The 21,355-nt window shown below is 69.0% G+C and carries 20 protein-coding genes; 8 read left to right on the top strand and 12 right to left on the bottom strand.

The genetic code is table 11. From position 1 onward, the window contains the following. Window positions 1-364: 364 nt before the first annotated feature. On the bottom strand, window positions 365-1,378 hold the full coding sequence (locus ACFZDL_RS38375; RefSeq protein ID WP_353587340.1) for an NAD(P)-dependent alcohol dehydrogenase: 1,014 nt from the start codon (window positions 1,376-1,378) through the stop codon (window positions 365-367). 119 nt (window positions 1,379-1,497) lie between these two features. On the opposite strand from ACFZDL_RS38375, the gene ACFZDL_RS38370 reads away from it, so the two are divergent. Continuing rightward, entirely contained in the window at window positions 1,498-2,301 is an 804-nt protein-coding gene (locus ACFZDL_RS38370) for a helix-turn-helix domain-containing protein (RefSeq protein ID WP_353587342.1), read from the top strand. A 167-nt stretch (window positions 2,302-2,468) separates the two neighbouring features. Here ACFZDL_RS38370 and ACFZDL_RS38365 read toward each other — a convergent pair whose 3' ends face one another. Next, window positions 2,469-2,678, bottom strand: a complete 210-nt coding sequence (locus tag ACFZDL_RS38365; RefSeq protein ID WP_353587344.1) for a hypothetical protein — start codon at window positions 2,676-2,678, stop codon at window positions 2,469-2,471. Between the two features lie 32 nt (window positions 2,679-2,710). Beyond that, window positions 2,711-3,061 (bottom strand): hypothetical protein, encoded by a 351-nt coding sequence (locus tag ACFZDL_RS38360; protein WP_353587346.1) that lies wholly within the window; start codon window positions 3,059-3,061, stop codon window positions 2,711-2,713. Between the two features lie 754 nt (window positions 3,062-3,815). Between ACFZDL_RS38360 and ACFZDL_RS38355 the strand changes: the two genes are divergently transcribed. Next, complete coding sequence (locus tag ACFZDL_RS38355) at window positions 3,816-4,049, top strand: hypothetical protein (protein ID WP_353587348.1); 234 nt, start codon at window positions 3,816-3,818, stop codon at window positions 4,047-4,049. A gap of 13 nt (window positions 4,050-4,062) precedes the next feature. On the opposite strand, the gene ACFZDL_RS38350 is transcribed toward ACFZDL_RS38355, so the two are convergent. Then, window positions 4,063-4,815: a DUF397 domain-containing protein gene (locus ACFZDL_RS38350; RefSeq protein ID WP_353587350.1), complete on the bottom strand. Its 753-nt coding sequence runs from the start codon at window positions 4,813-4,815 to the stop codon at window positions 4,063-4,065. Between the two features lie 152 nt (window positions 4,816-4,967). Here ACFZDL_RS38350 and ACFZDL_RS38345 point away from each other — a divergent pair, with 152 nt between their 5' ends. Both ACFZDL_RS38345 and ACFZDL_RS38340 read left to right on the top strand, forming a co-directional pair. After that, the gene (locus tag ACFZDL_RS38345) at window positions 4,968-5,330 is read left to right on the top strand and encodes a hypothetical protein (protein WP_353587352.1); all 363 of its coding nucleotides are present in this window, start codon (window positions 4,968-4,970) and stop codon (window positions 5,328-5,330) included. Continuing rightward, on the top strand, window positions 5,327-5,602 hold the full coding sequence (locus ACFZDL_RS38340) for a hypothetical protein (protein WP_353587354.1): 276 nt from the start codon (window positions 5,327-5,329) through the stop codon (window positions 5,600-5,602). Before ACFZDL_RS38345 ends, ACFZDL_RS38340 begins: the two co-directional genes overlap by 4 nt. A gap of 70 nt (window positions 5,603-5,672) precedes the next feature. On the opposite strand, the gene ACFZDL_RS38335 is transcribed toward ACFZDL_RS38340, so the two are convergent. The 8 genes from ACFZDL_RS38335 to ACFZDL_RS38300 all read right to left on the bottom strand — a co-directional run bounded on the left by ACFZDL_RS38335 (window position 5,673) and on the right by ACFZDL_RS38300 (window position 16,922). Next, complete coding sequence (locus ACFZDL_RS38335) at window positions 5,673-6,818, bottom strand: dipeptide ABC transporter ATP-binding protein (protein WP_353587355.1); 1,146 nt, start codon at window positions 6,816-6,818, stop codon at window positions 5,673-5,675. Continuing rightward, entirely contained in the window at window positions 6,811-7,869 is a 1,059-nt protein-coding gene (locus tag ACFZDL_RS38330) for an ABC transporter ATP-binding protein (RefSeq protein ID WP_353587357.1), read from the bottom strand. The genes ACFZDL_RS38335 and ACFZDL_RS38330 overlap by 8 nt, the downstream gene beginning before the upstream one ends. A gap of 11 nt (window positions 7,870-7,880) precedes the next feature. Beyond that, a complete protein-coding gene (locus ACFZDL_RS38325; protein WP_353587359.1) occupies window positions 7,881-8,846 on the bottom strand; it encodes an ABC transporter permease in 966 nt (321 codons plus the stop codon). Continuing rightward, on the bottom strand, window positions 8,839-9,765 hold the full coding sequence (locus ACFZDL_RS38320; protein ID WP_353587361.1) for an ABC transporter permease: 927 nt from the start codon (window positions 9,763-9,765) through the stop codon (window positions 8,839-8,841). The genes ACFZDL_RS38325 and ACFZDL_RS38320 overlap by 8 nt, the downstream gene beginning before the upstream one ends. Window positions 9,766-9,923: 158 nt before the next feature. Beyond that, on the bottom strand, window positions 9,924-11,570 hold the full coding sequence (locus ACFZDL_RS38315; RefSeq protein WP_353587363.1) for an ABC transporter substrate-binding protein: 1,647 nt from the start codon (window positions 11,568-11,570) through the stop codon (window positions 9,924-9,926). 484 nt (window positions 11,571-12,054) lie between these two features. Beyond that, entirely contained in the window at window positions 12,055-13,950 is a 1,896-nt protein-coding gene (gene typA / locus ACFZDL_RS38310) for a translational GTPase TypA (protein WP_353587365.1), read from the bottom strand. 146 nt (window positions 13,951-14,096) lie between these two features. Then, window positions 14,097-14,750, bottom strand: a complete 654-nt coding sequence (locus tag ACFZDL_RS38305; RefSeq protein WP_353587367.1) for a hypothetical protein — start codon at window positions 14,748-14,750, stop codon at window positions 14,097-14,099. Between the two features lie 93 nt (window positions 14,751-14,843). Next, the gene (locus tag ACFZDL_RS38300) at window positions 14,844-16,922 is read right to left on the bottom strand and encodes an ABC transporter family substrate-binding protein (protein ID WP_353587369.1); all 2,079 of its coding nucleotides are present in this window, start codon (window positions 16,920-16,922) and stop codon (window positions 14,844-14,846) included. Window positions 16,923-17,245: 323 nt separating this feature from the next. Here ACFZDL_RS38300 and ACFZDL_RS38295 point away from each other — a divergent pair, with 323 nt between their 5' ends. The 4 genes from ACFZDL_RS38295 (at window position 17,246) to ACFZDL_RS38280 (ending at window position 21,306) form a co-directional block, all read left to right on the top strand. Beyond that, a complete protein-coding gene (locus ACFZDL_RS38295; protein ID WP_353587371.1) occupies window positions 17,246-17,530 on the top strand; it encodes a hypothetical protein in 285 nt (94 codons plus the stop codon). Window positions 17,531-17,722: 192 nt separating this feature from the next. Continuing rightward, entirely contained in the window at window positions 17,723-18,568 is an 846-nt protein-coding gene (locus tag ACFZDL_RS38290; RefSeq protein WP_353587373.1) for a hypothetical protein, read from the top strand. A gap of 15 nt (window positions 18,569-18,583) precedes the next feature. Further along, window positions 18,584-20,539 (top strand): fumarate reductase/succinate dehydrogenase flavoprotein subunit, encoded by a 1,956-nt coding sequence (locus ACFZDL_RS38285; RefSeq protein WP_353587375.1) that lies wholly within the window; start codon window positions 18,584-18,586, stop codon window positions 20,537-20,539. Continuing rightward, entirely contained in the window at window positions 20,536-21,306 is a 771-nt protein-coding gene (locus ACFZDL_RS38280) for a succinate dehydrogenase/fumarate reductase iron-sulfur subunit (RefSeq protein WP_353587377.1), read from the top strand. Before ACFZDL_RS38285 ends, ACFZDL_RS38280 begins: the two co-directional genes overlap by 4 nt. The last annotated feature ends 49 nt before the right edge of the window (window positions 21,307-21,355 follow it).

Genomic DNA, 21,355 nt, shown 5'->3' with positions numbered 1-21,355 from the left:
TTGCCCCCCGGCGCTTGTGGAATCAAGCCGCGTGATCGCCGGCGCCGGTGTCATCGTTCGCGACCGGCCTCGCGACGGTGTCCATGAACGCGTCCACCCACGCCTGTTCATCCGGGGTGGGTGGACCGATCTCCGCCAACACCTCTTCCGCCGCGATCAGCCCCGCCTCGATCTTGGCCGCGCGCTCGGCCGCGCGAGAGCCAGGCCGAGACGCTCATGCCCTCGCGGTCCGCCGCTTCCTTGGCGGCGCTCAGGGTCTCGCTCGGGATCGTGATCGTGACACGTTCGAGGCTCATACCGGCGTGGCGCCGCGCTCTCGGCGCCCACGGACGGCGGTTCACTCGAATGAGTCCGCCCGCTGGGGTCAGCCGTGGCTGATGACGACCTTCCCGAAGCCGCCGCCCGACTGGACGTACCGGAAGGCATCCGGGACCTCATCGAAGGGGAACACCCGGTCGATCACCGGACGCACCCGATGCGCCGTGACCGCCCGGTTCAGCTCGGTGAAATGGGCCCGGCTCCCCGTGGCGACCCGCCGCAGCACGGCCCCCGCGCCGAACAGGACCGCAAGGTCGAGGGGCTTGGCCCCCTCGGCCCCGGACAGCCATCGGCCGACGAGCGCCACCTCGCCGCTGACCGCGACGGACTTCAGCGACTGCTCCAGCGGGCCCGACGGGTCGACGACGCGATCGGCGCCGAGGCCATCCGTCAGGGCGCGTACGTCCTCCCACCACTGTGGGCGCTCCCGGTAGTTGATCACCTCATCGGCCCCGAGCGCCCTCAGCCGCTCGGCCTTGGCCGCGCTGGACGTGGTGACGATCACCCGGGCGCCCGCCAGCTTGGCGAACCGCAGCACGAACAGCGAGACGGCTCCCGAGCCGAGGGTCAGCACGGTGGAGCCGGGGCGCGGCGCGCCGCCGGTGGTCAGGGCGTTCCACGCGGTCACCGCCGCCAGCGGCAGCGTCGCGGCCTCCTCGTACGACAGATGCTCCGGGATGGGCACGACGCCGTCCTCGCTCAGCACCGCGTACTCGGTCAGCACACCGTCGATCATGGTGCCGAGCTGTGCGGCGTTGTCGCGCCGGAACGGGCCGTCGAGCCAGCGGGGAAAGACGGCGGCGGCTACCCGGTCGCCCACCTTCACCCGCGCCACGCCCTCGTCGACGGCCACGACCTCCCCGGCCCCCTCACAGCCGGGCACCACGCCGGGTGTGATCGGCAGCGGATAGTTGTCGGCCAGCACCATCAGATCGCGGAAACCGATCGAGTTCGCGCGCATCCTGACCACGACCTGTCCACGCCCCGGTTCGGGCTCATCCCGGTCCTGGACGGTCAGCCCGGCGAGATCATGGCCCGGGACAAGGTGGTAGCTCTTCATGAAACGGCCTTCCCCATCGCTCAGTGCTTGTGCCGAGCGATCCTGCGCGGCGGCCGGCGGTGCGGCAATTCCCTGAAGGGAATCGCCGAGTACCCTGAGCGCCCGGTACAACTACCGATGTGAGCAGCACAATCGAGCAAACGGGCGTCGGCGTCGAGCTGCGACGCTGGCGCCGGGCGCGCCGGCTCAGCCAGCTCGAACTGGCCACGCTGGCCGACACCACCCAACGCCACCTGAGCTTCATCGAAAGCGGCCGCTCCCAACCTGGCCGCGCCATCCTCATCCGGCTGGCCGAGTCTCTGAGGCTCTCCCTCCGCGAGCGCAACGACCTGCTCGGCAAGGCCGGTTACGCTCCCGTGTTCGCCGAATCGGGCCTGGACGAGTCCGCGCTACGGCCGGTCCGTACCGCCCTCGAACAGATCCTGCACGGCCATCTGCCCTACCCGGCGCTCGTCGTCGCGCCCTACGGGCGAGTGGTGGCGGCCAACGACGCCATCGAGGTCTTCACCGAGGACGCGGCCCCCGAGCTGCTGGTGCCCCCGGTCAATATGCTCCGGCTCATGCTCCACCCCGATGGCATGGCCCGCCGCGTCCGCAATATGCCCGAGTGGGGCCGCCACGTCATCGAGAACCTCCGCGCCCGGGCCCACCGCAGCCCGGACCCCCGCCTCGACGCGTTCACCGAGGAACTCGCCGGCTACGTCCCCCAGGCCCCCGTCGGCCCCGACCATCTCGGCTTCTCCGTCCCCATGAGGCTGGCGTCGGCGGACGGCGAGCTACGCCTGATCACCACGCTGACCTCCTTCGCCACCGCGACGGACATCACTCTCGCCGAACTCCACCTGGAGGCGTTTCTGCCGGCCGATCAGGCCACGGCGGAACTGCTGCGGCTCCGGGCGGAGCGGCGCCGAGATTTGCGGTGAGTATGAGACAGCGACACGCCGTCGCATCGGCGTGTCGCTGTCTCATACTCACCGCAACTCAACTGCCGCGCGTGCCCGTGATCAGACCTGCTGCACGGACACGAGCCTGCCCCGGCTGTCGAGCCGGTCAAGCAGGTGCCCGCGGTTCCCACGTCAAGGCGTGGCGTTCATCTAGGGCGCTTCAACAACACCGCGAACCGCACGTTCGACATGGATTTGAGCGCGTGCGTGTAATAGTTCTCGTAGCTGGCCCTGAGGGGTACTACGCCCACAGCTTCCCAGCCATCCTGGCCTGCGGCGTTCAGCTTCTCCTCCCAGCCGGTATCATCGATACCGGGAACAACCACGACCGTCTGGTACTCCCATACGACTGCCATTTGCTGAGGGTGACATGGCTTGCAGCCCGGCGCTAGCGCGCTTCGCAAGCCGCGCCGCGGCCTTGGAAACGATCCCCTGGACCGCTATGCCGCCAGATCGGATGTAGCTCTTGCCCAGAATGGCCCTGCTCTGAGGCGTCGTTCGTTACTGGCCTCGTGACCGTGTCCATGAACTCATCCACCCACGCCTGCTCCTCCAGCGTGGGTGGACCGATCTCCGCCAGCACCTCTTCCGCCGCGATCAGCCCCGCCTCGATCTTGGCCGCGCGCCCGGCCGCACGCGAGAGCCAGGCCGAGACGCTCATGCCCTCGCGATCCGCCGCTTCCTTGGCGGTACTCAGGGTCTCGCTCGGGATCGTGATCGTGACACGTTCGAGGCTCATACCGGCGACCATACGGGCGGACCGCCGGGCCCCGGCTCTCGCGGCGAGTGGTTCACCCGAATGAGCCCGGCAGGCCCGCCAGGCGCTATCCGTAGCCGATATTGGTGCGCCGCCGAGCCCCGATAGGTGACATGGACGGCTCCGCGCGGCCCATGCGCCGCTGGGCGGCATTCGGCGTGGGCGAGTGCGGGTTTCGTCTCGCGCCTTCGGCGCGACGATGGCGGGCTACGGGAAGCGGGGGAAGGGGCCCGGGACCGTTGCCGTCCGGCGGGCCGGTGGGGGTGTGGCGTCAGCCGACGGGTCGGGCGGCGGGTGAATGGCCAGGAGCGGGGGACGACGGTCCGGTTCGGGGCTTCCCCCACACCCCCTTGCAGAAAAACGTTTGATGCAGAGCAAGTAACCGAGCAAGCAATTCTTTGAGAGGGGGTGGGGGAGGCCTCTTGGGAGGTTGGGCTCATGGGGTGGAACAGGGACATCCACGAGGCGGCGCGGCGCCCGATGCGCTCACACGGCGCCCCCTTCGGCCCCGGCAGGCGAGACCGGGGCACCGGACCCCCGGACGGCAACGGCGCCCCGCCCCCTCCCCCCGCTTCCCGTAGCCCGCCTTCTTTGCGCCAAAGGCGCGAGACGAAAGCGGCACCCGACCACGCCGAATGCCGCTCAGCGGCGCGTGTGATCGACGTGCGCCCTTGCTGAGAGCGAGCAAAGAATTGAAATAACGGCAGTTCAGAGTCGATCTGAGAAGGTGACAGTGATGCGGAACTCGATCGTACGCACCTTGGCGACTGGTGCTGCGGCGGCCTTGCTGGCCGGTGGAGCGGCGGTGGCCTCCACGAGTGCCGCTTCCGCGCAGCCATCGCCCACCCCCACGCCCACGATGACGGGGAAACACTGCAAGGAGATCAAGGCCCGCACAAAAACGATCACCCACAACGGCAAGACCTACAAGGTCTGGATCGAGGGCCACAAGGTCTGCGTCATGAAGTGACCGTCATCGGGCACTAGATCATCCGGTCGAACTCCCCAGCCTTCGCCGACCGCAGGAACGCGCGGAGCGCGGCCGGGGTGGTGGCTATGACGACCTCCGGGTCGTCGCTCTCGCGGAGGTGGGGGGTTCCCGTACGACCCTCGGGTGCGGCCCCGGCGTCGATGGGCGGCAGGGCCAACTCGCTCAGTTCGGCGAACGACCGCCCGTATTCGGCGAACGATCGACGGTCGTCAAGGTACTTGGTCTTGCCCAATTGGTCGACCAGCACCGTCCCCAGTTCCACCGCGTCCGGTTCGATCAGCATGAACGGGTGGCTGAACGCGCTACGGCCTTCGTCGTCGAGCGAGATCACCTGGATCGTCACATTCGGCAGCCGTGACACCTCGATCAGCCGCAAGAGCTGATCGCGCATCACTGCCCGACCTCCGTACAGCACGCGCAGCGCCGCCTCATGGATGATGGCGTGCAGCCGAGGGGGGTGCTCGCCCATGAGGACCTGCTGGCGCCGCATCCGGAACTCGACGGCCGTCTCCCGTACCTCGTTCGCGGCAGGGGAGAAGACGCTGCGGTGGACGGCGGTGGCGTACTCGAAGGTCTGCAGCAGCCCTGGGATGAACAGCAGCTCGTAGTTGCGCAGGGCGACGGCCCCGGCTTCCAGCTCCGCCAAGTCCAGGTGATCCGCGCCCAGAGTCGTGCGGTAGTCGCTCCACCACCCCTTGCCGGACTCCCGTCCCAGGGCCAGCAAGGCGTCAACGGGGTAGGTCACGACTACACCGACAAGGACGCGGGCGTCACCGGCAAGGCCGTATGGTTCACGCTCAACCCGCCGCCGCCCGCGATCGGGCAAAATGGATGAACATTGGCCTGCAGCGATCACCCCACGTGGACGGCCTACGGCACACCGGAGGAGACAGCGCCGTGAGCACTCAGCCCATAGAGGACTCCCACCACAACGAGCCGCTGTTCCCCATGCCGCCGCTGACCGAACAGGCACTGCGCGTCGCCGTGCGCTCCCTGGACCTCAGCGCGGCTGTGCGGTTCGAGGAGGAATTCCACCATGCCTGGCAGGAGGCGGTGCAGACCGACAGCACCGTCCCCATGCACACCTTCCTGCACCGCTGGGGAGTGTTCGTGGCGCTGCGGCGCTACCCGGACCGGGCTCGGCGGCTCCACGAGTTGGAGGCGGCCGTTGCCCAGGCGCCCAGCATCGAAGACGCCCGGCGTGCTTCGGCCGAGATCGGAAAGCTGTTGGACTCCGCGCGCAGCGAGGTCGCCGCGTGAGCGATTGGACCTGGGAGTACCTGCCCGACGCGGAAAACGTGGTCGGCGGACTCGACCCCCAGGTCAAGCACGATGTGGAGCGGCTTGCTCAGCGGCTGGCCGACGCCGCTGCCGTCAAGTACCTCGGTGACCCACCGGTCCATGAGTCCGGGGTGTCGGGATTACTCGACCACGCGGAGGGCCGACTGATCGTCTGGTACCAGGAGCACCGTCGCTTCACCACCGTCTTCATCATCCGGGTGCAGCATTGGCCCGAGTCGAGCGGATCCTGAACCACCACGAGGGCCGCCGGGACCGTCGGCACGGTCCGGGCGGCCCTCGTCTTGGCCGGAGCAAAGAACGCTAGGCGTGGACCACGTCCTTCTCCTCCGCGAAGTGGCACGCCGACTCGTGCGCCGCAGGCGAGTCCGTGCCGGCGAAGCGCTCGGGGATGGCGAGGAGGGGGACCTCCTTGGCGCACTTGTCCTCGGCCTTCCAGCAGCGGGTGCGGAAGCGGCAGCCGGAGGGCGGGTTGGCCGGGGAGGGGACATCGCCGGCGAGGATGATGCGCTCGCGGCCCTCGCGGGACTCCGGGTCGGGGACCGGGACCGCGGACAGCAGGGCCTGGGTGTAGGGGTGGGTGGGGTGGTCGTAGATCTCGGTGTCGGTGCCGATCTCGGCCATCTTGCCCAGGTACATCACGCCGACGCGGTCGGAGATGTGGCGCACGATGGACAGGTCGTGGGCGATGAAGAGGTAGGAGAGGTTGAACTCGTCCTGCAGCTTCTCCATCAGGTTGATGACCTGGGCCTGGACGGACACATCCAGCGCGGAGACCGGCTCGTCGCAGATGATGATCTCCGGGTTGAGGGCCAGGCCGCGCGCGATGCCGATGCGCTGGCGCTGACCGCCGGAGAACTGGTGCGGGTAGCGGTTGATGTACTCGGGGTTGAGCCCGACGACGTCCAGCAGCTCCTGCACCCTGCGGCGGCGGTCGCCCTTCGGGGCCACCTCCGGGTGGATCTCGAAGGGCTCACCGATGATGTCACCCACCGTCATGCGGGGGTTCAGCGAGGTGTACGGGTCCTGGAACACCATCTGGATGTTGCGCCGGACGGCCTTCAGGGCGCGGCCGGACAGCCTGGTGATGTCCTGCCCCTTGTAGAAGACCTCGCCCGCGGTCGCGGTCTCCAGGGTCATCAGCAGCTTGGCGACCGTGGACTTGCCGCAGCCGGACTCGCCGACGATGCCGAGGGTTTCGCCCTGGTAGAGGTCGAAGGAGACTCCGTCGACGGCCTTGACCGCGCCCACCTGGCGCTTGAACAGGATGCCCTGGGTCAGCGGGAAGTGCTTGACCAGGTTTCGCACCTGGAGGATGGGCTCACCGCGCTCGACGGGGGCCTCGATGGCGGCCACGGCCGCCTCCTCGGTGGCCGCCTCGACCACCTCGACCTCGGTGACGTTGGGGGTGGCGTCCACGGCCTCGTCGTTCTTCTCGGTCTCAGCCATGGATCGTCTCCTTCCAGAAGTGGCACGCGCTGCCGCGGCCCGGCAGCGGGGTGCCGTCCTGCTCGGTGACCGGCTCCAGCACAGGGACGTCGGTGCGGCAGATGTCCTGCGCCTTGGGGCAGCGCGGGTTGAAGGCGCAGCCCGTCGGGATCTTGAGCAGGTTGGGCGGCAGGCCCTTGATCGCGTAGAGCTCCTGGCCCTTGCGGTCCAGTCGCGGGATCGAGTCCAGCAGCCCCTGGGTGTACGGGTGGGCCGGGCGCTTGTAGAGCTCGTGGACCGGGGCGGTCTCGACGATCCGGCCCGCGTACATCACCGCGATCTTGTCGGCGACGTCGGCGACCACACCCAGGTCGTGGGTGATCAGGATCAGCCCCATGTTGAACTCGCGCTGGAGCTCGGCGAGCAGATCCATGACCTGGGCCTGGACGGTCACGTCCAGGGCGGTGGTCGGCTCGTCGGCGATGATCAGGTCCGGCTCCAGCGCCAGCGCCATGGCGATCATGATGCGCTGGCGCATACCGCCGGAGAACTGGTGCGGATAGTCGCCCACCCGCTCCTTCGCCGCGGGGATGCGCACCCGGTCCATCAGCTCGATGGCCTTGGCCTTGGCCGCCTTCTTGGACAGGCCCTGGTGCACCCGGAACATCTCGCCGAGCTGGTAGCCGACGGAGAGCACCGGGTTCAGCGAGGAGAGCGCGTCCTGGAAGATCATGGCGATCCTCCGGCCGCGGATCTTGCGGCGCTCCTCGTTGGACATGGTGAGCATGTCCTCGCCACGGAACAGGATCTGGCCCTGCGGGATCTTGCCGGGCGGCATGTCGAGGATGCCCATGATGGCCTGGGCAGTCACCGACTTGCCGGAGCCCGACTCGCCGAGGACGGCGAGGGTCTCGCCGGCCCGGACGCTGTAGTTGACGCCGTTGACGGCCTTGGCGACGCCGTCCCGGGTGTGGAACTCCACATGCAGATCGCGGACTTCCAGCAGCGGGGTGCCGTTGTCACCCTCGGTCTGGCCCGCGGGGGCGCTCGTGGTCTTCTCGATGGTGGTCACGTACGCCCTCCTCAGCGCAGCTTGGGGTCGAGGGCGTCGCGCACAGCGTCGCCGAGCATGATGAACGCGAAGACGGTGAGGCTCAGCATCCCCGCCGGGAACAGCATCACATGCGGGTTGTCCCGGATGGCGTCCTTGGCCGACGAGATGTCGACGCCCCAGGAGACCGTCGGGTCGGCGAGGCCAAGGCCCAGGTAGGACAGCGTGGCCTCGGCGGAGATGTACGCGCCGAGGGCGATCGTCGCGACGACGATCGTCGGGGCGATCGCGTTCGGCAGCACATGGCGCAGCAGGATCCGGGGCGTACCGGCGCCGAGGGCGCGCGCCGCCACCACGTAGTCCGCCTGCTTGGCGGTGATCACCGAGCTGCGCGTCACCCGCGCGATGGTGGTCCACCCGAGGAACGCCAGGGCGCCGATGACGACATACACCTTGCGCTCGGTGAAGGCGTTCATCACGACCATGGTGCCGAGCAGGAACGGCAGGCCGAAGAAGATGTCGGTGATGCGGGAGATGATCGTGTCGATCCAGCCCCCGAAGTACCCCGCCACCATGCCGAGCACCCCGCCGACGACCGTCACCACGAGGGTGGTGCCGAGGCCGACCAGGACCGAGGCGCGGGTGCCGTAGATGACACGCGCGTAGATCGAGCGCCCCTGGCCGTCGTAGCCGAACCAGTCGGCCTGGAAGAAGTGGGCCAGCTCCGGCTTGGTCAGGAAGTGGTTGGTCAGGTCGCCGTCGCGCGGGTCGGCGCTGGTGAACAGCCCCGGGAAGGCGGCGATGGCGAGCAGCAGCACCAGCAGCACCGCCGAGACCCAGAACATGGGCCGGTGGCGCAGCTCGTACCAGGCGTCGCCCCACAGGGAGCGCGGCTTGCCCTGGGGGGCGGGCACGGCTGCCGGGGCGTCGACCGGGGCGGCCGGCGGGGCCACCGCGTCGATCGCCGTGTCGGTCTTGGTCTTGGTCACGTCAGGCATAACGGATCCTCGGGTCCAGGACCGCGTACAGCAGGTCGACCAGCAGGTTGATCAGCAGGATGATGAGGACCAGGACCGTGACGATGCCGACGATCGTGACGCCCTCACGCTGTACGAGCGCGGTGTACAGCAGGTTTCCGACACCCTGGACGTTGAAGATGCCCTCGGTCACGACCGCACCGCCGATGAGGCTGCCCACATCGGTGCCGAGGAAGGTGATCACCGGGATGAGCGAGTTGCGCAGCAGGTGAACGCCGACGATACGGCGGCGCGGCAGGCCCTTGGCGAGCGCGGTGCGCATGTAGTCGGCGCGCAGGTTCTCCGCGAAGGTGGTGCGGGTCAGCCGGGCCACATACGCCATGGACAGCATCCCGAGGACGAAGCCCGGCAGCAGCAGTTGCTCCAGGTTGGTGGAGTCCTGGACGTTGGGCGGCAGCCACTGGAGTTCGTCCGCGAAGAGGAACCGCGCGAGGTAGCCGAGGACGAACACCGGCATGGCGATGACGATGAGCGTGAAGATTAGTACGCCGGTGTCGACGGCCTTGCCGGCCTTGAGCCCGGCCCAGGCGCCGAGTCCGATGCCGACGATCATCTCGATGGTGAGGGCCACCGCGGCGAGGCGGAGGGTCACCGGGAACGCCTGGGTGATCTCGTCGAGGACCGGGCGGCCGCCGAACGTCTCACCGAAGTCGCCCTGGAACAGGTTGGCCATGTAGTCGACGTACTGCCGCCACAGGGGCTTGTCCAGCCCGAACTTGTGGCGCAGCTGCACGACCTGCGCGGGGTCCGCGGCCTTGTCGCCCCACATCGCCCTGATGGGGTCGCCGGGGAGGACGTGGATCATGAGAAAAATCAACAGAGTCGTCCCGATGAACACCGGGATCATCTGGAGCAGTCGCCTGAGGACGTAGCGCCCCATTATGCCTCCATGCCGTTGGGGGGCGGCGAAGGCCTCGTCTCGTCTCGTCTACAGCCACCGGGTGGGGGGACAAGTGGCGGGGCCTTGACGCCTGCGGGCCGGTGCCGCCGCTCCCCGGGGTGAGGGGGCGCGGCGGCACCGGCCGGCGGTCCCGATGCTTACTTCTTCTTCACCTGAACGGCGGTGAAGATGGGGTCACCGTCCTGGCCGTACGGGATCTTCCCGAGGACGTTCTTGGACTGACCGCTGTTGACCTTGTAGAACCACAGCGGGATCGCCGGCATGTCCTTGGCGAGGAGCTGCTCCGCCTGCTGGTACAGCTTCACCGTCTCGTCGAGCGTCGGGGCCTCGTCGGCCTGCTTGCTCAGCTTGTCGAACTCCTTGTTGGAGTAGCCGCTGGTGTTACCGGCGGAGGTGGTGCCGTACAGGTCGCGCATGAAGTTGGAGTTGACCGGGTAGTCGAGCACCCAGCCACCGCGGTACATCGACTTGACCTGGTGCTTGTCACGGGCGTTCAGGTCGGCCTGGAAGTCCGGCTTGGAGTCGCCCACGCACTCGATGCTCAGGGCCTTGCGGATGCTGTTGCAGACCGCGTCGACCCATTCCTTGTGCGGCTGGTCGGCGTTGTACTGGATGGAGATCTTGTTCCCCGGGACGCCGCCACCCTCCGTGACGAGCTCCTTGGCCTTCTTCGGGTCGTAGGTGACCTGCTCCTTGAGCGCGCCCGCCTTGTAGCCGAGCACGCCGCGGGCGACATAGCTGTCGGCCGGGGTGCGCGAGCCGTGCAGCACGGTCTTGGTGATCGTGTTGCGGTCGATGGCCATCGACAGACCCTGGATGACCTTGGGGTCGATGTTCTTGAACTGCTTGGTGTAGAAGGCCGGGACGATCGACTGGACCGCCGAGTACTCCTGGTCGATCGCGCGGGCGCCCAGGTCGCTCTTGTAGTTGGTGAGCGCGGTGGTGGGCACCTGCTCGATCCAGTCGAGGGTGTCGGAGCGCAGGGCGGAGTAGGCGGCGTCGGCGGTGGTGTAGTTGACGAAGTCGATGCCGCCGTTCTTCGGCTTGTCCGGGCCCTTGTAGTCGGAGAACGCCCGGACCTTGATCATCTTCTTGTGGTCCCAGGAGACGAACTTGTAGGGACCGTTGCCGATCGGGTGCTCACCGGCGGCCTTGGGGTCCTTGAAGAACTCCTTGGGCAGCGGGGACCAGACGTCGTAGCCGAGCTTGTAGGCGAAGTACGAGACCGAGCCGGACAGCTCGATCTTGAACTCGTTGTCGTTGACGACCTTCAGGCCGGACATCTTGTCGGACTTGGGGTCACCCTTGTCCGGGTGGACGTCCGAGTAGCCCTTGATGTCCTGGAACCAGCTGGAGTTGGTCTGGTTGTTCTTGACGTTGGCCGACCAGTTCCAGGAGTCCACGTAGGACTGGGCGGTCACGGGCTCGCCGTTGTGGAACTTCCAGCCCGGCTTGAGCTTGACGGTCCAGACCGAGGAGTCCTTGTTCGGCGTGACGGACTCGGCGTTGACATAGGTCAGCTTGCCGGTGCCCGGCTCATAGCCGACCAGCTGCGAGAAGACCGCGCGGATGACCCGGCTGCCCTGGCTCTCCTTGGCGTTCGCCGGCTGCAGCGGGTTCTGCGGCTCGCTGAGCTGGGCCTTCAGGATCCCGCTCGGGTCCGCCGTGCCCTTGTTCATGTCCTTGCTGCCGCTGTCTTTGTCGTCGCCGCCACCACAGGCGGTTGCGGCCAGGGCCACAACCGCGGCCATCGCGACCCACTTGGCGCTCATGGCACCGCGCATGGGTTTGCCTCCTCAGGAGTCCACTGTCACTACGAATAAGGGGGCAACCGGAGACACGCTGACACCCCTGACAGCGAAAGGGACCGGAACCCCCCGTGTGCTCGTAGGCCGGCGCTCCCCACAGCGCGTGACCCATCGACCCGAGCCCAACGGACCCCATAATTGAGCACGACAGTCCCGTAAACCACACTTAAAGGGTCTCGCTTTGGTCACGAGATCTACGCGCGGAGCTTCGAAATCCGGACAAAACTGCCGCAGACAGACACACGCGAAACGGACTGTTAACACATCATGCGGAGCGCAGTCACCGATAATCGGACGATGATCGCCGGATAAGAGCTTGACTGACATGTTGCTGACATGGCAACAGCCCGGCCCCCACCTCCCGCGGGCAGGAATTCCGGGCTGTTGGCATATGCAGGACGTCACACCGGCCGATTACTTCAAGTAATCGGCCGGTATTACTTTTGCTGGTGCTTTTGCGTTACCGCTTCGCGCGGGACGCCGTCCGGGCGCGCTCCTTCTGGTCCAGCACCACCTTGCGGATACGGACCGTCTCCGGGGTCACCTCGACGCACTCGTCGTCGCGGCAGAACTCCAGGGACTGCTCCAGCGAGAGCAGCCGCGGCGGGACCAGGGACTCGGTCACATCGGCCGTGGAGGAGCGCATGTTGGTGAGCTTCTTCTCCTTGGTGATGTTCACGTCCATGTCGTCGGAGCGGGAGTTCTCGCCGACGATCATGCCCTCGTACACCTCGGTGCCCGGCGAGACGAACAGCGTGCCGCGCTCCTGGAGGTTGGTCATCGCGAAGGCGGTCACCGCACCCGAGCGGTCGGCCACCAGCGAACCGTTGTTACGGGTCTTGAGCTCACCGAACCACGGCTCGTGGCCCTCGTGGATGGAGTGCGCGATACCGGTGCCCCGGGTCTGGGTCAGGAACTCCGTACGGAAGCCGATGAGACCGCGGGAGGGGACGATGAACTCCATGCGGACCCAGCCGGAGCCGTGGTTGGACATGTTGTCCATCCGGCCCTTGCGGGTGCCCATGAGCTGGGTGACCGCGCCCATGTGCTCCTCAGGCACATCGATGGTGATGCGCTCGATCGGCTCGTGGACCTTGCCGTCGATCTCCCGGGTGACCACCTGCGGCTTGCCGACCGTCAGCTCGAAGCCCTCCCGGCGCATGGTCTCCACCAGGATCGCCAGCGCCAGCTCGCCCCGGCCCTGGACCTCCCAGGCGTCCGGGCGGTCGGTGGGCAGGACGCGCAGCGAGACATTGCCGATCAGCTCGCGCTCCAGCCGGTCCTTGACCAGGCGCGCGGTGACCTTCCGGTCCTTCACGGCCGACTTGTCCGCGCCCTTGCCGCCGGGGCCCCGGCCGACCAGCGGCGAGGTGTTGGTCCCGATGGTCATCGAGATGGCCGGCTCGTCGACCGTGATCAGCGGGAGGGCGATCGGGTTCTCGGGGTCGGCCAGGGTCTCGCCGATCATGATCTCGGGGATGCCCGCGACCGCGCAGATGTCACCGGGCCCGGCCACCTCGGCGGGCTTGCGGGTCAGCGCCTCGGTCATCAGCAGCTCGGTGATCCGGACGTTGGAGATCGTGCCGTCGCGCTTGATCCAGGCGACGGTCTGCCCCTTCTTCAGCTCACCCTGCTCGACGCGGAGCAGCGCGATACGGCCGAGGAAGTTGTCCGCGTCCAGGTTGGTGACATGGGCCTGGAGGGGGGCGCTCGCGTCGTACTCGGGGGCCGGGATGGTCTCCAGCAGGGTGGAGAAGAACGGCTGGAGGTTGTCGCTGTCGGCCGGGACGGTGCCGTCCTCCGGCTTGTTCAGCGAGGCCACGCCGTCGCGGGCGCAGGCGTAGACGATCGGGAACTCGATCTGCTCCTCGGTCGCGTCCAGGTCCAGGAAGAGGTCGTACGTCTCGTTGACGACCTCGTCGATCCGGGCGTCCGGGCGGTCGGTCTTGTTGATGCACAGGATGACCGGCAGCTTGGCCTGCAGCGCCTTGCGCAGCACGAAGCGGGTCTGCGGCAGCGGGCCCTCGGAGGCGTCCACCAGCAGCACCACCGCGTCGACCATGGACAGACCGCGCTCGACCTCACCGCCGAAGTCGGCGTGGCCGGGGGTGTCGATGATGTTGATGGTGACGGGGTCACCGCCGTCCGCCGGGTGGTACTTGACGGCGGTGTTCTTGGCGAGAATGGTGATGCCCTTCTCGCGCTCCAGGTCGTTGGAGTCCATGACCCGGTCGTCCACGTGCTGGTGGGCGGCGAACGCGCCGGCCTGCTTGAGCATGGCATCGACGAGGGTCGTCTTGCCGTGGTCGACGTGGGCGACGATGGCAACGTTACGGATGTCGTGGCGCGTGGGCACTGCGGCGCTTCTCCCGGAATCGTGGATGGCGACGCACCCGGTCCGGCACGCCCGCCTGCCGGGCAGATCACGCCACGGCCTCACCCCATGGTACGTGGACGGGGCGGCGACGGCCGCCCCGCCCGTACCGGGCCGGTGGACGTGGCTCAGGCGCGCGCGGGGTCGCCCTCGTGGCAGCCCAGCCTGGCGGCCTCGCGCGAGTCGTCGCCCGCCTCCTCGGGCAGCTTCTCGCCGCACTCCAGGATGATCTCGGCTTCGGTGGGGTCCCACGAGACCACATGGCCGGAGCTGACCGTGTCATCGCCGCAGACATACCGGAAATCGGCCTCGAACAGGTCATACGCGGTGGCCGTGACATAGCGGCCGGACGTCTTGGCTGTCTGCACACCGTAGGAGCCGTGCTTGTCGTAGGTGGTCGTTCGCCCCGTCTGGTCGACCAGGGTGAACGCGTCGCCGCGGGTCGGCTTCAGGTGCCGGGCGAGACCGCGGATCACCTGCTTCCCGGACAGGGCGGCTCCCTCGGTGCGGACGGACACGGTGTAGCGGGCCACCGGCTCGACGCCACGGGTACTGACCTTGTGGCCGCTCTTCTGCGTGGTGACCGCCATGGCGTTCACCACCGGGCGCCGGGAGACGTTCAGCCAGGTGTACGTGCCGTCGGCGCACGCCCTTTTGGCCGCGATGTTCTGGGCGCCGCCGCGGGCAGCCCCGTCAGAGCCGTCGGAGCCGCCCGACGTACAGCCCGCGGCCCCCGCCATGATCGCTACGGCCGCGACCGCCGTGGTCAATCCGCGCTTCATGCCGCCCTCCCCCGTGTGTCCGATGTCGTGATCACGTGTCATGTTTCACGTCGATCGGCCTGCCGGGCAAGGGAGTTGAGCCAGTCCTGAGGGTTACTTCCGGAAGCCGATGTCCTGGTAGCGCGGGGTCGCGAAGCCGAAGGCGCCCGCGTTGACCACCGTCTTCCTGGCCGCGACCAGCTGGGGGCGCTGGTAGAGCGGGATGGACCCGGCCGCCGCCCAGATCCGCGCGTCCGCGCGGCTGACCAGGGCGCGGGAGGAGCCGGAGTCCAGCTCGGTGGCGGCCTGGTCGAAGAGCTGGTCGATCTGGTCCGTGCCGACCCGGGTGTAGTTCTGCTCGACGACCAGGGAGCCGTCGGCGGCGGGCTGGGGCTTGGCGTAGATCGGGCGGGCGTCGGTGGCGGGGTAGGCGCTGGCGGGCCAGGAGTAGAGGGCGAGGTCGTAGTTGCCGGAGGCGATGTGGTCCTTGAAGTAGCCGTTGCCCGAAACCTTGGTGATCTTGGTGCGGACGCCGATCGCCTCCAGCATCCGCGCGATGCGCTCGCTGACCTTGCCCAGCGGGGCGGTGCCGGTGCCGGTCGGCACCACGAAGCGCAGCTCCAGCGGCTGGCCGTGCTTGCGCACCACGGCCGCGGCGGCGCGTCCGGAACGGCCGGCGTCGCCCGCGTCGGGGCCCGCTCCCCGGCCGCCGTCGCGCCCGCCGTCCCGCTGCCCGCCGTCCCGGGCGGTGCCGTGGCCCTGGTCGTCCGTCTTGGCGCCGAGCGCCTTCTGCCGGGCCGAGGCGGAGTCGGCGCGCCAGCCCGCGTCGGCGAGCAGGGCCTGGGCGGCGTGGGTGTCCTTGCCGCCGAGGGCTCCGCTGTGGTCCTTGTAGCCCTGCTGGCCGGCCATCAGCAGATGGTTGCCGAGCGGCTTCGCGGGCAGGCCCAGGGGCGCCAGCACCAGCTTCGCGAGGTCCTTGCGGTCGATCGCGCGGGCCACGGCGCGGCGCACCCGCTCATCGGCGAGCGGGCCCTTGGTGCCGTTCAGGGCGAGCTGGGTGTACGCGGGCTCCAGGGCCTTGCGCACGGTGAGCCGGCGCAGGGCCGCCATCTCGGCCCGCTTCTCCTTCGAGGCGTTCGCCTCCGCCCAGGCGCGCATCGCGTCGGCCGCGTCCCGGCCGCCCCCCGCCAGGCCCGTCCCGGCCTCGGCCCCGTGCCGGGCCGACGGCTCGGCCGTCCCCCGCTTCCCGCTCTCCGCCTCCTCGGCCTTCTCCGCTTTCTTGTCCGTCCCTGCTTTCTCCTCCGTCTTCGTCTTCTTCTTGGGCACCTCGGCCGCGTCCTCGATCCGCTTGGCCATGGCCCGGTCGACCTCGGCCAGATCGAGCTTCCCGGCCAGCAGCGCGGCGGGCCTCTCCTTGAGCGGCACGGCCTTGAAGACCAGCTCGGCGAGCCGGGCCCGATCACCCCACCAGCGGGGGTTGCGCACCAGCGTGACGCTCTTCGTACCGCCCTTGATGCTGCCCATCATGAACGGGCCGGCGCTGACCGCCAGCCCCCTGCGCCGACCGTCGTTGAAGGCCGTCGGGTCGCTCATCACGCCCTTCGGGTAGAGCGGGGTGAACAGCGAGCGCCAGTCCGCGTACGGCTTGGCGAAGGTGACCTCGACCTCGTGCTCCCCGTCGCCGGGCGCGACCTTGGCGATGCGGTCGTACCCGGCGTTGCGGGCCGTCCAGTACGCGCCGTCCGCGCCGCGCAGCGCCTTCCACTGGGCGGTGAAGTCCTCGGCGCCGATCGGGCGCCCGTCGGTCCACACCGCCTTCGGGTTGAGCTTGTAGCGCACGACCTGCTTGGGCTCGCGGTCCACCACGTCGGCGGCCTGGAGATAGTCGGGGTTGCGCTGCGGGCGGCCCCGCCCGTCCAGGGTGAACAGGGACGGCAGGACGGCGCCGGCGATCCGCTGGGTGCCGCTGTCGGCGTTGGTCTGGAAGGCGTTGAACGTCCCGGGCGCCGCGTCCAGGGCCCAGCGCAGCGTCCCCGTGCCGGCCACCTTGTCCCGGGCGGCCGTGGCGACGTCCCGCCGGGCGGCGGCGGGCGAGCTGTCGTCACCGCCGGAGCTGCATCCGCTCGCCCAGGGCAGTGGCAGCAGCACTCCCGCGGCGAGCAGCACGACACGGCGGCGCTTGGCGATGGACATGGCGCGTACCTCCGGGGTGGGCCTGCTCGGCCGGACGGGCCGGGTGAGCCGGGATTGTGCATATTTGGCATATTGTGACGCTCATCGCATATACTCCTCACTCAAAGCGACGGTTCAGGAAACAGCACGCCGAGACGGCCATGGAGGGGAAAGGATCACCCGACCGGGGCAATCCGATGGGCGCGCACCCCCGCGCGCGAAGGTGCGTTCGCTCCGGTGGCTCCGCGAATCCCGACAGATCCCTTCCCAACCGCGACCATGACGCGTAACACTCGCTGTCGCATGAGCGTCGCCAACCGCAACCGCGGAAGTGAGGGCAAGTCATGTCCTTGAACGACGACTTGACGGCCGTCCAGCGCTGTCTCGACGACCTGGTCCGCTCCGTCCACCGGCTGGAGCAGTCGGTCGGCCCCGAGGGCCTGGAGATACGCCGGGTCCGTACCGACACGGACCATCTGCGCGAGAGTCTGGCCCTGCTGCGCGCGACCGCCCCCGGCGAGCGATCGAGCCCCGAGATGGTGCTGGTCCCCGACGCGCCGTACAACAGTGCGCTCTGGTCGGACGTCGACGACGAGGGGCTGGGCGCGCGCGACCGCCACGCGCCCTGAGGCGCGCACGCGGCGTGGCCGGCGCCCCGCCCCACGAGGCGACCCGGCACCAGGCGCCCCGCCCCGCGCGGGCGACGCGCCACGAGGCGACCCGGCCGAAGCGAACGGGCGCCTACGACAGGTGTCCCGCCCCTCACGCCGCGTGAGTGCCGCCCCATCACCCCACCCGCACACTCCACCACGGAGTCCCCTTTGGCCACAGGCACCGACCCCCAGGCCCGTACGACCTCCGGAAAAGACCCCGCCACCCACGGCGTGCACGGGCCCTCGCGCGCCGCCGTCCCGGCCCGCCATCTGCGCACCGACCGCTGGTGGCTCTCGCCCGCGGCGACCGCCGCCGGTCTCTTCGCCTTCGTCGTCTACTCGACCTGGCGGGCCTTCTCCGGAGACGACTACTACGCCGAGCCGTATGTATCGCCGTTCTACTCGCCCTGCGTCGCGCAGAACTGCGTGCCCATGAAGGGCGGCGCGAACTGGGAGATCTTCGGCGCGTGGTGGGGCCTGTCCCCCGCCCTGCTGATCCTGATCTTCCCGCTGGGCTTCCGGCTGACCTGCTACTACTACCGCAAGGCGTACTACCGCGGCTTCTGGGCCTCGCCCCCGGCCTGCGCGGTCCCCGAGCCACGCGCGAAGTACTCCGGCGAGACCCGCTTCCCGCTGATCCTGCAGAACGTCCACCGCTACTTCTTCTACTTCGCGGTGATCGTCGCCGGGATTCTCACCTACGACACGGTGCTCGGCTTCCGCGACGAGCACGGCCGGTGGGGCCATATGGGTCTCGGGACCCTGGTGCTGCTCGTCAACATCGCGCTGATCTGGGCGTACACCCTCTCCTGCCACTCCTGCCGGCACATCGTCGGCGGCCGGCTCAAGCACTTCTCCCGGCATCCGGTGCGCTACCGGCTGTGGGGCTGGGTCAGCAGGCTCAACGCCCGCCACATGGCGCTGGCCTGGGCCTCCCTGGTGAGCGTCGCGCTGGCCGACTTCTACGTCTATCTGGTGGCGAGCGGCGCCTTCGACGACCCGCGGTTTTTCTAGGAGAGGTGCCTGAAGATGACCCAAGTCGAACGGCAGTCGTGGGACGTGGTCGTGGTCGGCGCCGGCGGCGCCGGGCTGCGGGCCGCGATCGAGGCGCGCGAGCAGGGCAAGCGCTGCGCCGTCATCTGCAAATCGCTCTTCGGCAAGGCCCACACCGTGATGGCCGAGGGCGGCATCGCCGCCAGCATGGGCAATGTCAACGAGGGCGACAACTGGCAGGTGCACTTCAGAGACACCATGCGCGGCGGGAAGTTCCTCAACCACTGGCGGATGGCGGAGCTGCACGCGCAGGAGGCCCCGGACCGCGTCTGGGAGCTGGAGACCTGGGGCGCGCTCTTCGACCGCACCCCCGAGGGCAAGATCTCCCAGCGGAATTTCGGCGGCCATGAGTACCCGCGCCTCGCCCATGTCGGCGACCGCACCGGCCTGGAGCTGATCCGCACCCTGCAGCAGAAGATCGTTTCCCTGCAGCAGGAGGACAAGGCCGAGTTCGGCGACTACGAGGCGCGGCTGAAGGTCTTCCAGGAGTGCACGGTCACCCGCGTCCTCAAGGACGAGGCGGGGGAGCGGGTCGCCGGGGTCTTCGGCTACGAGCGGGAGTCCGGCCGCTTCTTCACCATCGAGGCCCCCGCGGTGGTGCTGGCCACCGGTGGCATCGGCAAGTCCTTCAAGGTGACGTCCAACTCCTGGGAGTACACCGGCGACGGCCACGCGCTGGCGCTGCTGGCCGGGGCACCGCTGGTGAACATGGAGTTCGTGCAGTTCCACCCGACCGGCATGGTCTGGCCGCCCTCGGTCAAAGGCATCCTGGTGACCGAGTCGGTGCGCGGCGACGGCGGGGTGCTCCGCAACAGCGAGGGCAAGCGCTTCATGTTCGACTACATCCCGGATGTGTTCAAGGAGAAGTACGCCCAGACCGAGGACGAGGGCGACCGCTGGTACGAGGACCCGGACCACAACCGCCGCCCGCCCGAGCTGCTCCCCCGCGACGAGGTCGCCCGCGCCATCAACTCCGAGGTCAAGGCGGGCCGCGGCTCCCCGCACGGCGGGGTCTTCCTCGATGTCTCCACCCGGATGCCCGCCGAGGTCATCAAGCGGCGGCTGCCCTCCATGCACCACCAGTTCAAGGAGCTGGCGGACGTCGACATCACCGCCGAGCCCATGGAGGTCGGCCCGACCTGCCACTACGTGATGGGCGGCGTGGACGTCGACCCGGACACCACGGCCGCGACCGGAGTGCCAGGACTGTTCGCCGCGGGCGAGGTCGCGGGCGGTATGCACGGCTCCAACCGGCTGGGCGGCAACTCCCTCTCCGACCTGCTGGTCTTCGGCCGCCGCGCGGGGCTGTACGCGGCCCGGTACGCGGAGGAGACGGCCTCCTCAGGGGCCCGGCCGCAGCCCGACGACGCGCAGATCGACCTGGCGGCGGCCGAGGCGCTGCGCCCGTTCAGCGCGGAGGCCGGCGATCCGTCGCGGGCCGCGACGGGCCCGGCCGAGAACCCGTACACGCTCCACCAGGAGCTGCAGCAGACCATGAACGACCTGGTGGGCATCATCAGGAAGGCCGGCGAGATGGAGGAGGCGCTGCACCGCCTGGCCGGTCTGCGGGTGCGGGCGCGCCGCGCCGGGGTGGAGGGGCACCGGCAGTTCAACCCCGGCTGGCACCTGGCCATCGACCTGCGCAACATGCTGCTGGTCAGCGAGTGCGTGGCGCGCGCCGCGCTGGAGCGGACCGAGAGCCGCGGCGGGCACACCCGCGACGACTATCCGGAGATGGACCGCGAGTGGCGGCCGGTCAACCTGGTGTGCCGGCTCGCCGACCTCTCGGGCGGGCTGGCGGCGCCGGACGCGCGGCAGGGGCAGATCCGGCTGGAGCGGCGCCGGACCCCGCCCATCCGGCCCGATCTGCTCGGCCTGTTCGAGAAGGACGAGCTGGCGAAGTACCTGACGGACGAGGAGCTGACCCAGTGACTGCGTACGAGGCCCACTTCAAGGTGTGGCGCGGCGATGTGGAAGGCGGCGGTCTGAGGGACTTCCACGTCGAGGTCAACGAGGGGGAGGTCGTTCTGGACATCGTCCACCGGATCCAGGCGACCCAGGCCCCGGACCTGGCGGTCCGCTGGAACTGCAAGGCGGGCAAATGCGGCTCCTGCAGCGCCGAGATCAACGGGCGGCCCCGGCTGATGTGCATGACCCGGATGTCGGTCTTCGACCGTGACGAGACGATCACCATCACCCCGCTGCGCGCCTTCCCGGTCGTACGGGACCTGGTGACCGATGTGTCGTTCAACTACGAGAAGGCGCGCGAGGTGCCGTCCTTCGTGCCGCCGGAGGGGCTGGGGCCGGGCGAGTACCGGATGTGGCAGGAGGACGTGGGGCGCTCCCAGGAGTTCCGCAAGTGCATCGAGTGCTTCCTGTGCCAGGACACCTGCCATGTGGTGCGCGACTTCGAGGAGAACAAGCAGGTCTTCGCCGGGCCCCGGTTCCTGATGCGGGTCGCCGAGCTGGACATGCACCCGCTGGACGCGGCGGCCGACACCGGGCTCGACCGCAAGCGCACGGCCCAGGAGGAGCACGGTCTGGGCTACTGCAACATCACCAAGTGCTGCACCGAGGTCTGCCCGGAGGGGATCAAGATCACGGACAATGCGCTGATCCCGCTCAAGGAGCGGGCGGTGGACCGCAAGTACGACCCGCTGGTGTGGCTGGGCAACAAGATCCGCCGCCGCGAGTCCTGACTGTCCGGTGAGGGGCCGGGGCGTGGGCCGGATTGTCCGCCCGCCCCCG

This window comes from Streptomyces sp. NPDC007917 (genome assembly GCF_042959105.1).
Lineage (GTDB): Bacteria > Actinomycetota > Actinomycetes > Streptomycetales > Streptomycetaceae > Streptomyces.
This window is presented reverse-complemented; position numbering and strand designations above follow the sequence as displayed.

What these genes read in the sequence shown, in the direction of transcription:
- ACFZDL_RS38315 (WP_353587363.1), bottom strand. Translation starts at nt 11,570, where the DNA reads ATGCGCGGTGCCATGAGCGCCAAGTGGGTCGCGATGGCCGCGGTTGTG.
- ACFZDL_RS38300 (WP_353587369.1), bottom strand. Translation starts at nt 16,922, where the DNA reads ATGTCCATCGCCAAGCGCCGCCGTGTCGTGCTGCTCGCCGCGGGAGTG.
- ACFZDL_RS38375 (WP_353587340.1), bottom strand. Translation starts at nt 1,378, where the DNA reads ATGAAGAGCTACCACCTTGTCCCGGGCCATGATCTCGCCGGGCTGACC.
- ACFZDL_RS38285 (WP_353587375.1), top strand. Translation starts at nt 18,584, where the DNA reads ATGACCCAAGTCGAACGGCAGTCGTGGGACGTGGTCGTGGTCGGCGCC.
- ACFZDL_RS38305 (WP_353587367.1), bottom strand. Translation starts at nt 14,750, where the DNA reads ATGAAGCGCGGATTGACCACGGCGGTCGCGGCCGTAGCGATCATGGCG.
- ACFZDL_RS38320 (WP_353587361.1), bottom strand. Translation starts at nt 9,765, where the DNA reads ATGGGGCGCTACGTCCTCAGGCGACTGCTCCAGATGATCCCGGTGTTC.
- ACFZDL_RS38360 (WP_353587346.1), bottom strand. Translation starts at nt 3,061, where the DNA reads ATGAGCCTCGAACGTGTCACGATCACGATCCCGAGCGAGACCCTGAGT.
- ACFZDL_RS38295 (WP_353587371.1), top strand. Translation starts at nt 17,246, where the DNA reads ATGTCCTTGAACGACGACTTGACGGCCGTCCAGCGCTGTCTCGACGAC.
- ACFZDL_RS38325 (WP_353587359.1), bottom strand. Translation starts at nt 8,846, where the DNA reads ATGCCTGACGTGACCAAGACCAAGACCGACACGGCGATCGACGCGGTG.
- ACFZDL_RS38355 (WP_353587348.1), top strand. Translation starts at nt 3,816, where the DNA reads ATGCGGAACTCGATCGTACGCACCTTGGCGACTGGTGCTGCGGCGGCC.
- ACFZDL_RS38365 (WP_353587344.1), bottom strand. Translation starts at nt 2,678, where the DNA reads ATGGCAGTCGTATGGGAGTACCAGACGGTCGTGGTTGTTCCCGGTATC.
- ACFZDL_RS38335 (WP_353587355.1), bottom strand. Translation starts at nt 6,818, where the DNA reads ATGGCTGAGACCGAGAAGAACGACGAGGCCGTGGACGCCACCCCCAAC.